Source organism: Roseibium aggregatum IAM 12614 (genome assembly GCF_000168975.1).
Taxonomy (GTDB): Bacteria; Pseudomonadota; Alphaproteobacteria; order Rhizobiales; family Stappiaceae; genus Roseibium; species Roseibium aggregatum.
Genome location: NZ_AAUW01000007.1, coordinates 53075 through 67323, shown reverse-complemented (window position 1 = coordinate 67323; position 14249 = coordinate 53075). Strand labels below are relative to the sequence as shown.

The window sequence follows — 14249 nt, the reverse complement described above, 5'->3', positions numbered from 1 at the left end:
CTTGCCGGATATCAGTCCCGCATATCAGTCGATGGCGTTCAGCACGCTGCGCAGCTTGCCGAACAGTTCGTCGATCTGTTCCTTCGAAATAATCAGGGGCGGGGACAGGGCGATGATATCGCCGGTGGTCCGGATCAACAGTCCGTCGTCATAAGCCTTCAGGAAGGCCGAGAACGCCCGCTTGGTCGGCTCGCCGGCAATCGGTGTCAGCTCGATTGCGCCAATCAGGCCGAGATTGCGAATGTCGATGACATTCGGACAATCCTTCAGCGAATGCAGGCCGTCTTCCCAGTATTGTGCAAGGTCGGCGGCGCGTGTCAGCAGGCCTTCTTCCTCATAGGTGTCGAGCGTGGCAAGTGCAGCGGCGCAGGCGAGGGGATGCGCGGAGTAGGTGTAGCCGTGGAACAGTTCGATAATATGTTCCGGACCGGTCATGAACGTATGATAGATGTCCGAGGTACAGAACACGGCTCCCATGGGAACGACGCCGGAGGTCAGGCCCTTCGCCGTGGTGACGAGATCTGGTGTGACGCCGAAGAAATCTGTCGCGAATGGCGATCCCAGACGGCCGAAACCGGTGATGACCTCATCGAAAATCAGCAGAATGCCGTGCTGCGAGCAGATTTCGCGCAGGCGCTCCAGATACCCCTTCGGCGGAATCAGAACGCCGGTCGAACCGGCAACGGGTTCGACGATGACTGCGGCGATTGTCGACGGGTCGTGGAGCTGGATGATGCGGATCAGCTCTTCGGCATATTCGGCGCCGTTTTCCGGCATGCCGCGGGAGAATGCGTTGCGCTCGGGATCGTGCGTGTGGCGCATGTGGTCAACGCCGGTGAGCATTGTGCCGAAGGTCTTGCGGTTGGAAACGATGCCGCCGACCGAGATGCCGCCAAAGCCGACACCATGATACCCGCGCTCGCGGCCAATCAACCGGGTACGGGTGCCCTGACCGATGGCGCGCTGATAGGCGAGCGCGATCTTCAGTGCGGTGTCGACACTTTCCGACCCGGAGTTGGTGAAAAAGACATGATCCAGCGGAGAGGGCATCATCGCCGCGAGACGGGCTGCCAGTTCAAAGGCCTTGGGATGACCCATCTGAAAAGCGGGCGCATAATCAAGCTCGGCAATCTGCTTCTGGACCGCTTCAACCACCTTGGGCCGAGAGTGCCCGGCATTGCAGCACCAGAGACCCGCCGTGCCGTCGAGCACCTGGCGGCCGTCGGCGGTGGTGTAGTGCATGTCCTTGGCCGAAACGAACATGCGCGGGGCCTGTTTGAACTGCCGGTTGGCCGTGAACGGCATCCAGAAAGCTTCGAGATTATTGGTGGCAGCCTGGCTCGATGCTGACATACGTCCTCCTTGCGACCCTTCGTGATGGAAGCGGCCGACTGTTGCTAATTTGTGATGGAAGGAATAGCACGCGCACTGCGTCAACGGCAGTGCTGACTGCGCTGGTCCTCTCCCCACACTGTTCCCTGGCGTTCCGGATGGGCTTTTGCCTCTTTCCCGTGCGCCGTAATCCTCTGTCTGGCCTTGCAGCCTGTCCGGGTTTGCCCGGATTTATGGAGTGGCCGGAGGCTGCCGTTTGTTCAAGACATCCCCATTGCGAGGGACGGATCAATCGACTAGCCTTCTGACCATCTGGTCAATTTACCCTAGGAGGGATTTGACCAAATGGTCAAGATGCAAATCCGGTCGTCATGACTAATTTCTGGTCATTCCTTCCGATGCCGCACTTGCCAAGCGTTGAAGCGGCTTAATTTCAAGAAATTATGCCGATATGAACTGGTAACAGGGCTGGGATCCTTCGGGGCAGGAAGCGGAACGGTAGATGGCGGATTTGGGCGGGCAATCACAGGCATCTTTTAAATCAGGCGGACTGAGCCGGATCCAGGAAAAGAACCGGTCCCTGATTCTGGAGGCCGCTCTCGGCGAGTTTTCCATGAAGGGATTTTCCGGTGCGACGGTTGAGCGGATTGCCGCGGATGCGGGGATGTCCAAGTCCAATCTGCTTTATTATTTCTCGTCCAAGGAAGCGATCTACAACGCGACACTGGCTCATATTCTGGAAGTGTGGCTGGCGCCCCTGAAGACGCTTAATCCGGACGGAGAGCCGGCGCAGGAACTGGCTGCCTATATCCGTCAGAAGATTGAGATGTCGGCGAGATTTCCAGAGGCATCGCGGCTGTTCGCCAACGAGGTGATGCAGGGTGCACCACAGATTTTGCCGATCCTGCAAACGGACCTCAAGCGACTTGTTGCCGAGAAAAGCCAGGTGATCGAAGACTGGATTGCGGCGGGCAAGATGCGCAGTGTCGATCCCGTGCATCTCATTTTCACGATCTGGGCGACCACGCAGCATTACGCCGATTTTTCGGTACAGATAAAGGCGCTGACCGGAAAGGATCTCTCGGACGCAGACTTCCAGGCCGAAACGGAAACCGCTGTGACGACGCTTATCCTGAACGGTGTCGGCCTGAGTTTGCCAACTGAAGGCGGTTCGGCGGCATGAGCGACAGGACTGATGATCCTTATGCTGCATCAAAGATTGCGGTGACCGGACGGCTGTTCATCCTCAAGGAGGATCTCACCGAAGATTTCATACGCGCGTCCGGGCCAGGTGGGCAGAACGTCAACAAGGTGTCGACGGCCGTTCAGCTCCGGTTTGACCTTGCTGGTAATGACACGCTGCCTGAGGACGTCAAGGCGCGGGCTGCAAGGCTTGCCGGAAGCCGGTTGACACTCGGCGGCGAGATTGTCTTGCAGGCAGACCGGTTCCGGACACGCGAACGGAACCGGGAAGACGCGCTGGAGCGTCTGCTGGACTTGCTTCGAAAGGCGACGGAAAAACCCAAGCCGCGCAAGGCGACGAAACCAACCCTCGGGTCCAAAAAACGCCGTCTTGATGCCAAGAAACAGCGTGGCCAGATCAAGAAGATGCGCGGCCGTTCAGCGGGTTACGACGGTTAGCAAGCCTGAACTGATTGCTTCTTCAGCGGCACCACTCATTGCAACAGATATGCATATGCGCTGCTGAACGTGCTTCATATCCGCTCGTGTTTCATTTCATTTAGGACAAGATAGAGCGCCTATCTCTGCCTTGAACGCGTGCTGGTAGTCTCTCAGATATCCCGCCTGGATCGAGCGATGCCATGGGCAATCAGGCGATCGATGATTTCCGGATAGTTGATACCGCTTGCCGCCATCGCTTTGGAGTACATGCTGATATTCGTGAAGCCCGGGATGGTGTTGAGTTCGTTGATGAGGACATTCATGTCCTGCGTCAGGAAAAAATCCACACGGGCCATTCCATCGCAACCGAGCGCCCGAAAGGCTTTTGCCGCGAGATCTTTCATCCGGTTCTCTACCTCGCCGGGCAGTTCCGCCGGCACTTTCAAGGCTGCGCCGTCCTCGTCGACATATTTTGCGTCGTAGGTATAAAAGCCGTGGCTTTCGGCAGGTACGATTTCTCCAGGCCGGGAGACAAACAGCGTACCATCGCATTCTTCCAGAACCGCAAACTCGATCTCTCTCCCAAGGACAAATTCCTCGGCCAGAAGCTTGTTGTCGTGCTTGAACCCTTCCTGTACGGCGGCCTTAAAGTCGGCCGCGGTCATAACCTTGCTGACACCCACCGAGGAGCCCTGCCGTGCAGGCTTGATGAAAATCGGCAGGCCAAGGTCCTTCTTCAGAGTCTCGAAAGCGGGAACTTCATGCGGGTGGATGGTTATCGACCGGGCAGCCGGGAGGCCGGCCTCGATCAGGAGCCGTTTGGCCAGATCCTTGTCGAGCGCGTTCGCCGACCCGGCAATACCGCATCCAACAAGAGGCACCCGTGCCACCTCAGCAAGCCCTTGAACCGCGCCATCTTCACCGTGGAGACCGTGGAGAACCGGAAACAGTGCATCGAGGTTTGCAAGATCATGGGAGCGGCCACCTTCGTCCAGTGCAACCACCCGACCCATGCCGCCCGGAACAAGGCAGATTTCAGTGCCAGTAGAGGGCCGGGTCAGCTTTCCATTTTCAAACCGGCTCACCAGCCATTGCCCCTCCAGGGTGACATAGATGGGCACGGCATCGTACTTGGAAGGATCAAGCGCATGCATGACGTTGGTGGCGGAAAGAACCGAGACTTCGTGTTCGGCAGAGCGGCCACCGAAGAGGATGGCAACACGGAGCTTCTGAGATTGAGGGGCCAAAAACGTCTCCAGTAGAATCGCATAAGAAAATTGAACTTCTCATCAGCGATAGCGCGATAATATGGTGCCGCAAAGTCTGACGTCCGCTGATGCAAGGATTTTACCAGGCTGGATGCTGCTCGCGGTGGAAATGAATGTCGGATGTTGACCGTATGGTATTGGTTGTTTCGCATCCGTTGCTTTTGAATCGATTCAATAGTCATGCTGTCACGGTCTTTGAATCAGACCTTCTGACACCAAAAATCTTCTCAAGAAATTCGTGAAATGAAAACCGATCTTCGTAAAACATATACCTCAGCAAACAAGGCGGCCTGGAATGCTTCAGCATCGCTTCACGGCAGTGGAGAGCATTGGAACCTTTTGCTGGAGAAGGCTTCGAAACCCGGGTTCAACCTGCTGGACGAGCACCTGACAGCGACTTTGAAACGTTTGGATCCGAGAGGAAAAACAGCCGTTCAAATTGGTTGCAACAACGCCCGCGAGTTGTTGTCACTTGCGTCCCTTGGCATTCGGCCGGTACTGGGGATTGATCAATCCGGTGAGTTTCTGGCGCAAGCCCGCCAGCTCGCTGCCGCAGCCGATTTGGCACCTCGCTTCCTGGAAGCCGATATCTACGATTTACCGGAAGATGTTGGCAGTTACGATTTGGCCCTTATCACCATCGGTGTATTGAACTGGATGCCTGATCTAATTGGCTTTTTCCGCATTTTGGCCGATCTCCTGACACCTGGTGGGGCACTGGTGATCTACGAGACGCATCCGTTTCTCGAAATGTTCGATCCGGACAGCAAGACGCCATACGAACCTGCATTCAGTTATTTCGACCGTCGGCCTCAACCGGTATCCGACGCCATCAGTTACGATGGCAAGAACCACGGCAAGGGGGAAACCGGTTATTGGTTCATTCATTCACTCGGTGAAATTGTCAGTGCCGCCGCAGTGTCCGGGCTGCAAATCATTGAATTGAAAGAATGCGGGCATTCAATTCGTGAGCCGGAATACGACCTTTATGAAAACCGCGAGGCTCAGGTGCCCATGACATACAGTCTGGTTGCTGCAAAGGGACAGATGCCACGAACCGACTGATTGTGTACCGGCAGACACAACAGACGCGTTTTGTAACGCCAGTTCAACCTGGAACGGACCGGGAGGAGAGGGGGGGCTCTGGAAAACACTATGCTGAGTGTTTCGCACCTATCATCATGGGGCGTATCAGGCCCCAAGGTGTTTCCTGAGGCTGCCCGAACTCCCGAAATCCTGCCTTCCTGTACGCCGAGATGGCACGAGAGTTATCCGGGTGAGGATCGGTTGCAACGACCGGGGCGCCTTCTTCAAACAGTGTCCTCAAGTGCTGCGAAATGAAAGCCGGGCCATGACCATTGCCGGTCAGGTCAGGCTCTCCAATATACTGGTCGATGCCACGAGCGCCTTTTGGAAGCTCGTAAAAATGATGATCTTCCCAACCATGGACCATGTAGTCCTGAATGTAGGCAAAGGGGCGCTCAGCGATAGAGACAATCCATCGTCTTACCCGCGGGTCTTTGAGTTTTTGCTCGGTGTAGGGCTCAACCGTGTCCCACCATTTCCGCACATGCGGCTGGGACTGCCACCCGGTCAGCAGACCAAAATCGGCTGGAGTCACCTTTCGGAAAGCGTAGCGATCAGTCTCAGACATGGACGTTACATATCATATGATTACCGATGCAGGACGGCTTTGTGCCCGTCACATCGCGCAACTTTCCCGAAGTCCAAGCTGTGTGATGCAACTGCAATTCAAGAACAATAACTTGAGGATGTTCGCGAGGCACGTGTCATAGGGCATTGGAGCACCGCCAGGTTTTCCGTGAGGTGACGTCTTGAATGCCGGTGCTGGAAACGCAAATGGAAATTGACGAAAACACGGTGGCGAAGCTCCTTCATCAGCAGTTTCCTCATCTGAGCCATTTACCGATTGAGCCCGTCAGGAAGCAGGGCTGGGACAATGTCACCTTCAGGCTTGGCGAAGCGCTTTCTGTGCGCTTGCCGAGCAATGCGTCCTATGCCGTTGCCGTGAGGAAGGAAGCAGAAGCCTTGGCGGTTCTCGGCGATCATCTGTCTGCAGAAGTGCCGAGTGTGGTTGCTGTCGGTGCGCCGTCCGACGCTTTTCCCCTGCCTTGGTCGATCCGGCGTTGGATCGTCGGAGAAACCCTGGAATCCGCCGAAGACGTAGATCAGGAGGCGTTTGCGACGTCTCTCGGCCGCGTTCTTTGTGAATTGAGAGCCATCGAGGCAGGGAATGGCCCGCTTGCGGGGAGGCACTCGTTTTATCGAGGGTGCCACCCAAGCGTCTATGGAGACGAAGTGCAACAGAGCCTGGACATCCTTGAAGGAAAAGTCGACAAGGCGAGATGCCTCGACATCTGGCAACAGGGTATGACATCGGCCTGGACAGACAGGCCGGTCTGGTTTCATGGAGACGTTGCGGTTGGCAATGTCATCGTCGCCGATAACTCCGTTAAAGCGCTCATAGATTTCGGATGCTGCGGCATTGGCGACCCGGCCTGTGACTTCGTTATGGCCTGGACCTATTTCGGGGACGAGGGCCGAAAAGCCTTCCGAGATGCTTGCGCAACAGACAAGCAGACCTGGCAGAGGGCGAGAGCGTGGGCGCTCTGGAAAGCTCTGGTTTGCCTGTCTGGTCTTTCAAGTCCCGACACCGATGGGACGCAAGCCAGAGCCTTGCAGGCAATCTGCAATGACACATAGCTCCCCATAAATGATCGTTGTTCAACAAGGGCTTGTAGGCGTGTTTTGAGCGGCAATTCGATGTCGTGGGGGCAGATCTTATCCAACAGGAAATTTTGATGCAAAGTTACACTTTCAGCCGGCACGTCGTTCTTTCCGGATGTTCTGGTGGAGGAAAATCGACGCTTTTGGCGGAACTTGCCAGCCGCGGCTTTCAGACTGTCCCAGAGCCGGGCCGCAGGATTGTCGCGGAAGAACAGCGCGGCGAAGGCAAGGCGCTTCCGTGGATCGATCTTGAGGCTTTCGCGCGGCGAGCTATCGACATGTCATCCCGAGACAGGGAGCGTTTTTCCAGTGCGGATCGCTGGGTCTTTTTCGACCGTGGCCTTATCGATGCAGCCGTCGCGCTGGAGCACGCAACCGGGACAGCCGCATCAGATAGTCTGAGCAAAACGGGCCGGTTTCATCGCCAGGTTTTTCTTACTCCGCCTTGGCCGGAGATCTACGAGACGGACAGCGAACGTCAGCATCATTTTGACGAGGCTCTTGCAGAATATCAGCGCTTGCTCGAGGCTTTCGAGCAGTTAGGTTATCACACAATCATTTTGCCAAAGATTGACGTCAAAAGCCGTGCGGACTTCGTTCTGAAACGTTTGTGCTGACTGCAGAGGTTCAAATTCGGCGTTCGGTCTTTTGTCGGCATAGCCTGTCACCGGATTTGAGAAAACCGGCGGAGATGTCGTGTTCCCAACGCTAAGCCTGAGGGAACTTACGGATCCGGTCGGTTGCTCACATGTTGTCAAAGCTGATTAGGGACGCGACATCGTCGGCCCGATAGAAATGCGACACTCAGACTTTGCCGCTCGCTGAAGCGGTCAGCACCCGATCCGACCGGCTGGGCCGGGTTGCAAGGGAGGTGAGGGGGCGGGTTTATGCCACATCCGGATTATTCAGCAGCCTGCATCCTAGCGAGCGCTTTCTGCCGTCTTGCGTTCACTTCAGGGTCGTTGGTGAAATCCGTTCGGCGTCCGGGCTTGCGGCCGCGCTTCTGATATCCGTTGCTCACGCTGCCGTCCGGGATGCCGAACATGTGATCCTTCTGACCGGCACGAGAAGGGCCGTGCCGACGCCGGTTCTGCTCCCGGCCTTCCTGCATCGCCGCCACGACCGACAGGATGTCGCCCAATCGCTTGTTCTCAACCACTCTGGTTCTGTGAACGGAGCGCAAGGTATCGAAGGTTCTGTATGGCAGAAGGGTGCCTTCGTGCACGATCTCCAGGCGGCCATCGGGATAGTCACAGACGATCACCTTCTGGCGGGGCAGCGTCTTGGCGTAATCCGTAGGATCCAGAATGAAAATCACCTTCTCATAGCGCAGCGTCAGGGCCTGCGACACCGTGCGGACCTCCTTCCGACACATTGCACCATCCAGGTTCTCATGAGCAGCCAAGGGCCGGTGCATGTCCTTGGGATTGCGCGGTTCCTTGCCAAAACGGCCATTGAAATCCGCAATGAACTCCGGTGCGAAAGCGTTGGCCTCTTCAAGCATGTTGATACCGCGCAATCGCAGTTCCTTCACCAGCCGGTCCTGAAGGGTCCGGTTGGCGCGCTCGACCCGGCCTTTGGCCTGCGGGGTATTGGCGCAGATGATGTCGATGTTGAGTTCGTAAAGCGCACGGCCGAATTGCGTCAGCCCGCTCGTCCGGTCCGTCTCGGATGCATGTGTAGTCCGGAAAACCCCATGCTTGTCGCTGTAGAATGCAAGCGGCTTTCCCCATTGTTCCAGATAGGCCTTGGTTGCCTGGAGGTAGTCGAAGGTGTTCTCGGATAACGCAAACCGCAGATGTAGCAGCTTGCCGGTCGCGTCGTCGATGTAGACGAGCAAGGCACATTTGGGACCGCGGTTCTCGAACCACCAGTGATGCGAACCATCGATCTGGATCAGCTCGCCGAAGCAATCACGCCGGCCGCGTGGCTGAAAGAGCCGCTGCTTGCGTTCGCGCCGCGATGTCCAAATACCGGCTTCGGTCATCCATTGGCGCAAGGTCTCTTTGCCGACGGCAATCTGATGAAGCTCGAGCAGCTTCTCACGGGCCAGAGTCGGACCGAAGTCGTGATACCGCTCTCGCACCAGATCAAGGACGGCATTGCGAAACTCTTCACTGTGACGCCGGTTGCTGGGTCGACCACGCTTGCCGGAAACAAGACCAGCGGCACCGTCACGCTCGTAAGCCTGCAAGAGACGATGAACCTGGCTTCGACTGAGGCTCAGCAGCCTGGCAGCGTCAACGACACTCAATCTTCGATTGCGGATCTTCTGGATGGCTTCCAGCCGGTTCAATTCATGTTGCGACATGGTGATCAAAGACATGGCGGCTCCGTCAGCACTCAGGCGTGTCGGGGCCAGTCTTCCTCCCAACGTTGACATTGACCAGCGTTAGACGGACGGGAAGTGTCGCATCTCTAACTGGCCCAAGTGTCGCATTACTAAATGGCTGCTATACATGTTGTTGTCACTAGCGAGAATGGTCACGATTTGTGCCGGGCAGAACGGTCACAAACAGGGCGGTGAACCGGGCAGGGCAGGAGCAAGGCTGACCGCCCGGAGACCCCACATATCGCAGGTCGGGGAAGCCTTGCGGGCAGGGGATTGATTGGAGCTTCTGGGCACCCTAGCGTGATGCCATGGACCCAATGATCTCCCTGCGCTCAGATATTGATCTCGCCGAGTATTCGCCGCTCATTCGAGGTATGGCGTTAAGCTTGTGCTATGCGCATGACAACCAGGGCATCGGCCTGACGCAGTCGGGAGCTTTAAACCGAAAGTTCGTCACCTGGGCTGCAGACGCCTTCAACTGGCCAGAGTACACCGTCAAGGAACTCTATGTCGTCAACAAGGTCCTGAATGAACAGGATATGCCACCCTTGTGGCCAATACACGCCTTGCTCAAGCACTTCAAACTGCTGCGACGGTCAAAGGGGCTTCTCAAGGCCACCAAAGCCGGCGTTAGTCTCGCAGAGCGTCCACGTGACCTGTTCGACCTCGTCGCACCTGTCTACCTGTACCGCTTCAACCACACACCTTATTTAGAGCGAACGGATACTCTACATCACTTTTGGCACGTTTTTCTCAATGTACTCAATCTCGAGGCCGAAGCCGGCTGCTCCTTGAGTAATCTTTTGAACGTGCTGTACGGGTGGGAAGAAACGGACAAATACGACCCCGACTTCAATGACAGGAAATATATGATCCGCCTTAACGTTCTCAGACCCTTGTGCTGGCTGGGTCTTCTACGCCATGACCGCAACGGCCTTGGTCTTTTCGAAGAGGGTACCTACTACAAAACACCTCTCTGGCAGGCATCGCTGCGCCTTGAAAGCGACCCCGAGGTTGGCAGTCGCCGCCTGAGTTGATGCCTCAAACGAGGTCCGTCTCCTCATTCCGCCGCTCAATCTTCGATCCCTTTTTCTGCCGCTTGGCAATGTACTTCGGATCGTCAAACAGGCTCGGCCGTCCACGCCTCTTTCCCCGACGTTTGTAGCCGCCTTTCTCGCTCGACGACTTGACCTTCGGCGGAGGCAGGTTGGCATCCTGCTGTTCCTTCACCCAGGACAGGACATCGCCGAGACGCTTGTTCTCGGTAATTGCCGCATGCGAAACCCGCTGGTCTTTGTCGAACACCTTGAACGGCAACGAAACTCCGTTCCAGAGCACCTCAAGACAACCGTCAGCAAATTGGCGCGTCTCGACATATTTGCCGGGCAGGGCGCTGGTCACCTCGTTCTCTTCCAGGATCAGCCGCTTGCGCTCGTAGGAAACCGCAAGTTGTGCGGTCACATAGCGTTTTTCCTTCCAGCACAGTATATCCTGAAGCCGGTCCGGCTCCACGTTCAGCGCCCGATGAAGATTGTCAGACCGTGCCGGAACCTTGGAAAACTGCGCGTTGTAGCGCTCGATGAATGTTGGCAGGAACGCGTTTGCATCTTCGATCGTGCCGATGTCAGCCAGCCTCAGGGCCTTGACCAAACGGTCCTGAAGGGTGCGGTTGGCCCGCTCGACGCGGCCCTTGGCCTGGCTGGAATTGGCGCACAGAATCTCGATGTTGAGCTCCGACAAGGCCCGGCCGAACTGGGTCATGCCTTGGCCTCCTTTGACCTCCGACTTGTTGACCCTGAACACCGAATGCTTGTCGGAGTAGAACGCAACAGGTCGGCCGTGATGGGTCAGATAGGAGTCCAGTGCCTCGAAATAGCTGAAGGCGCTTTCTGATCGCACAAAGCGTAATTCCATCAAGGTACTGGTCGCATCATCAATAAAAACCAGCAGCGTGCAGGGATCGCCTCTGTCCTCAAACCAGCGGTGCTCACTACCATCGATCTGTACCAGCTCGCCGAAACATTCCCGGCGCAATCGTGGTTGATGAAACCGCCGGCGTTGCTTGCGGGACAGCCACAGGCCGTCCTCGATCATCCACTGGCGCAGCGTCTCCCGGCCGACCTTGAAACCGTGATGTTCCAGAAGCATCTCAGCCGCCAGCGTCGGTCCGAAGTCCTCATAGCGCTCTCGCACCATTGTCATCGCATACTCACGCTTGGCGGGATGGATGGCGTTGTTCGGGCGGCGGCCACGAGCCCGGTGACGGATCCCGCCAGGACCTTCGGACCGGAACCGGTCCAGCAGACGATAGACGTGCCGTCTCGACATGTTCATCAGGTTGGCCGCCGTCGTGACGCCAACGTGGCCATCTTCGACCTGCGCCAGGATCTCGACCCGATTCAAATCACGCTCACTCATCAAAACCCATCCCATGTCCATGCTCCCGATAACCTGAAGGACGCGGGAAGCGTGACATTTTTGAATTGCATATGTGAGACATTTTAGTCCGGCGCTTACACATGTAATTCGCATAATCAATATTATGGAACAAATTTACTAGAGTAGGTTTGTCGCGGTTTGTCAGTGTGTTAGCCGCAGCATTCGGTTGACGCTTGAGGACAGCTTTAGAAAGCGCATCGTTTTTTTGCGCGATCTTCTGTTCTGTGGCACAGCTCAGTCATCTTCGGATCCGTCGATCACCTTACGCGCGATCTCGTAGGAAAATCCGGCGCGGCACAAGGCTGCCAGATCTTTTTCGCGGCGGTCGTCGCGTGCTGGTGTTGTTCTGAATGGTCCAAGACGTCTGCGTCTTGCAAAGATCCGTGCAGCGTCTTGGTCACTGTTTTCGTCCTGCTCCAAGACGGTCTGGATTGTGGTTTTGTCGACACCCTTGGCAGCGAGCTGCGCTTCGATTTTACGGGTTGATCCACCCCGCCGCCGCAGACCGGCGGTTTTGGTTTCCGCATAGGTTTTGTCGTTGACGAGACCTGTCTGAACGCATTTTTCAACGACGGCGTCGATCTGATCCGAATAGTCTGCCGGTTCGAGATCAAGGCTCATACAGGCTTTCATAACCTTGCGTTCGAGAACCTTGCGGAGATTGGCCGCTGATGTTGCATAGCGTTCCAGATAATGAAGCGCAGACTTGATCAGCCGGTCTTCGGTCGGTGGTTTGTATCGCGGCTTACCAGCCATCTGTCGACAGAACGGTTTCTTTGCCAGTGCCGGCAATTTCTGCAGTCAAAATCATTCCATCATAGGCCGGCTCTATGGTTTCAGGCAGTTCGGCGGACAGAACATGGTAGTCCAAGTCGTTGTGAAGATTGGTGAAAACGGCACGCGCTGGTGCAATTTTACGTGTCCAGGTGAGCGCTTCCGCCAGGCAAAAATGGCTCGGATGCGGCCTGCGGCGCAGGCAGTCCAGGATCAAAATATCAAGGTCTTTCAATTGGTTGAGGCTGTTTTCCGGAATGTCTGAAACATCTGGAATATAGGCAGTGTCACCAATTCGAAACCCGAGGGCATTGATTTCTCCATGGACGACCTCGAAGGGTTCGAACGTGATTGCGCCACCGTCTCCATTGATCGTCACGGGTGTGCCCGGCTGAAGATCATGCCGCTCAAGAATGGGTGGATAGTTGGACCCTGGCGGCGTTTCGAAACAATAGCTGAATGCCGTGAGGGCCCGCGCAGCGGTTGCGTCATCCATGTAGACCGGAACTCTTTTGCCGGACTGGACCCAGAAGGCCCGCAAGTCGTCAATGCCGTGCAAATGATCGGCATGGGAATGGGTGTATAGAACCGCATCCAGGTGCTCGACGTTGGCGACCAGCAACTGCGACCTGATGTCGGGCCCGCTGTCAATCAACACCGTTGTGCACTTGTTATCCACACGCTTTTCCACAAGAAGCGCACACCGGCCACGCCGGTTCTTTGGCTCGGTAGGATCACAGTCGCCCCAATCGTTGCCGACGCGCGGCACGCCTCCGGACGAACCGCATCCGAGAATGGTCAGCGTCAATGTCATGAAGCAATCGCTTTTGTCTGCTGGTTCTGACGGGGCACCTTGTTGAAAAGGCGGAAGAAATTGTCTGTGGTTTGCCGGGCGATCTCTTCTTCTGAGACACCGCGTGTTTCCGCCAGAACCGCTGCGGTCATGGCTGTATAGGCCGGTTCGTTCCGCTTGCCCCGTTTCGGTTGCGGGGCGAGATAAGGCGCGTCTGTTTCCACAAGCAAACGGTCGGCCGGAAGGTCGCGAGCGATGTCGCGGATCTCTTCAGAGCGCTTGAATGTCAGGATTCCGGAAAAGGAAACATAAAGGCCAAGTTCGATACCCGTGAGTGCCAGATCGCGGCCGGACGAGAAGCAGTGCAAAAGGGCAGGGAAAGCCCCCTTCCCCGTTTCTTCTCTTAAGATGGCGGCCATGTCGTCATCTGCGTCGCGTGAATGAATGACAAGCGGCAAGCCTGTGCGCCGTGCCGCCTCGATATGGATGCGCAGACCCTCTGCCTGTGCATCTCGCGGTGCCTTGTCGTAGAAATAGTCCAGGCCCGCTTCGCCAATCGCCACCACTTTGGGGTGGTTCGTCAATTGCACGATCTCGTCGGCTGTTATGCCACGTTCCGTCCCGGCGTTGTGGGGATGGGTTCCGACCGAGCAATAGACTTCCTCGAACTCTTCTGCGATTGCACGCACCTGGTCGAATTTGCGGATATGGGTGCAGATGGTCACCATCAGCTCCACACCGGCTGCTTTGGCCCGGGCGATCAGGTCGGCGCGTTCGCCGTCAAAATCAGGGAAATCGAGATGGCAGTGGCTGTCGACGAGCATTTGGGATCCGGATGTCTTTGATTGGTAAGGCGCATATAGGTGCTTCAGCCGCCTTTTAACAAGAGAATCGGATCTGACCCAAGTCACGAACGGCTGGTTGCGGTGATTTTCGTCTT

General features: G+C 56.4%; 14 protein-coding genes. 6 read left to right on the top strand and 8 right to left on the bottom strand.

Features of this window, described 5'->3' with window-relative positions; translation table 11 throughout:
• Positions 1–24 precede the first annotated feature (24 nt).
• A complete protein-coding gene (locus SIAM614_RS10960) occupies positions 25–1353 on the bottom strand; it encodes an aspartate aminotransferase family protein (RefSeq protein ID WP_006934507.1) in 1329 nt (442 codons plus the stop codon).
• Between the two features lie 481 nt (positions 1354–1834).
• Between SIAM614_RS10960 and SIAM614_RS10955 the strand changes: the two genes are divergently transcribed.
• Entirely contained in the window at positions 1835–2515 is a 681-nt protein-coding gene (locus tag SIAM614_RS10955; protein ID WP_006934506.1) for a TetR family transcriptional regulator C-terminal domain-containing protein, read from the top strand.
• The gene (arfB, locus tag SIAM614_RS10950; RefSeq protein ID WP_006934505.1) at positions 2512–2973 is read left to right on the top strand and encodes an alternative ribosome rescue aminoacyl-tRNA hydrolase ArfB; all 462 of its coding nucleotides are present in this window, start codon (positions 2512–2514) and stop codon (positions 2971–2973) included. Before SIAM614_RS10955 ends, arfB begins: the two co-directional genes overlap by 4 nt.
• A gap of 152 nt (positions 2974–3125) precedes the next feature.
• Here the strand turns inward: arfB and SIAM614_RS10945 are convergent, their stop codons facing one another.
• Positions 3126–4202: a D-alanine--D-alanine ligase family protein gene (locus tag SIAM614_RS10945; RefSeq protein ID WP_006934504.1), complete on the bottom strand. Its 1077-nt coding sequence runs from the start codon at positions 4200–4202 to the stop codon at positions 3126–3128.
• Positions 4203–4466: 264 nt separating this feature from the next.
• Here SIAM614_RS10945 and SIAM614_RS10940 point away from each other — a divergent pair, with 264 nt between their 5' ends.
• Positions 4467–5288: a class I SAM-dependent methyltransferase gene (locus tag SIAM614_RS10940; protein ID WP_006934503.1), complete on the top strand. Its 822-nt coding sequence runs from the start codon at positions 4467–4469 to the stop codon at positions 5286–5288.
• A gap of 88 nt (positions 5289–5376) precedes the next feature.
• On the opposite strand, the gene SIAM614_RS10935 is transcribed toward SIAM614_RS10940, so the two are convergent.
• Complete coding sequence (locus SIAM614_RS10935; RefSeq protein ID WP_006934499.1) at positions 5377–5877, bottom strand: GNAT family N-acetyltransferase; 501 nt, start codon at positions 5875–5877, stop codon at positions 5377–5379.
• A 206-nt stretch (positions 5878–6083) separates the two neighbouring features.
• On the opposite strand from SIAM614_RS10935, the gene SIAM614_RS10930 reads away from it, so the two are divergent.
• Complete coding sequence (locus SIAM614_RS10930; protein WP_157139797.1) at positions 6084–6947, top strand: aminoglycoside phosphotransferase family protein; 864 nt, start codon at positions 6084–6086, stop codon at positions 6945–6947.
• Between the two features lie 98 nt (positions 6948–7045).
• Positions 7046–7588, top strand: a complete 543-nt coding sequence (locus SIAM614_RS10925; protein WP_040439896.1) for an AAA family ATPase — start codon at positions 7046–7048, stop codon at positions 7586–7588.
• 284 nt (positions 7589–7872) lie between these two features.
• On the opposite strand, the gene SIAM614_RS10920 is transcribed toward SIAM614_RS10925, so the two are convergent.
• A complete protein-coding gene (locus tag SIAM614_RS10920; RefSeq protein ID WP_040439895.1) occupies positions 7873–9297 on the bottom strand; it encodes an ISNCY family transposase in 1425 nt (474 codons plus the stop codon).
• 314 nt (positions 9298–9611) lie between these two features.
• On the opposite strand from SIAM614_RS10920, the gene SIAM614_RS10915 reads away from it, so the two are divergent.
• Positions 9612–10340, top strand: coding sequence for a hypothetical protein (locus SIAM614_RS10915; RefSeq protein WP_006934491.1), 729 nt, complete (start codon positions 9612–9614; stop codon positions 10338–10340).
• Between the two features lie 4 nt (positions 10341–10344).
• On the opposite strand, the gene SIAM614_RS10910 is transcribed toward SIAM614_RS10915, so the two are convergent.
• The 4 genes from SIAM614_RS10910 to SIAM614_RS10895 all read right to left on the bottom strand — a co-directional run bounded on the left by SIAM614_RS10910 (position 10345) and on the right by SIAM614_RS10895 (position 14133).
• On the bottom strand, positions 10345–11736 hold the full coding sequence (locus SIAM614_RS10910) for an ISNCY family transposase (protein WP_040439957.1): 1392 nt from the start codon (positions 11734–11736) through the stop codon (positions 10345–10347).
• A 240-nt stretch (positions 11737–11976) separates the two neighbouring features.
• Positions 11977–12498: a regulatory protein RecX gene (locus SIAM614_RS10905; RefSeq protein ID WP_006934475.1), complete on the bottom strand. Its 522-nt coding sequence runs from the start codon at positions 12496–12498 to the stop codon at positions 11977–11979.
• Positions 12488–13330, bottom strand: a complete 843-nt coding sequence (locus tag SIAM614_RS10900) for an MBL fold metallo-hydrolase (protein ID WP_006934473.1) — start codon at positions 13328–13330, stop codon at positions 12488–12490. The genes SIAM614_RS10905 and SIAM614_RS10900 overlap by 11 nt, the downstream gene beginning before the upstream one ends.
• On the bottom strand, positions 13327–14133 hold the full coding sequence (locus SIAM614_RS10895; protein WP_006934471.1) for a TatD family hydrolase: 807 nt from the start codon (positions 14131–14133) through the stop codon (positions 13327–13329). The genes SIAM614_RS10900 and SIAM614_RS10895 overlap by 4 nt, the downstream gene beginning before the upstream one ends.
• Positions 14134–14249: the final 116 nt, after the last annotated feature.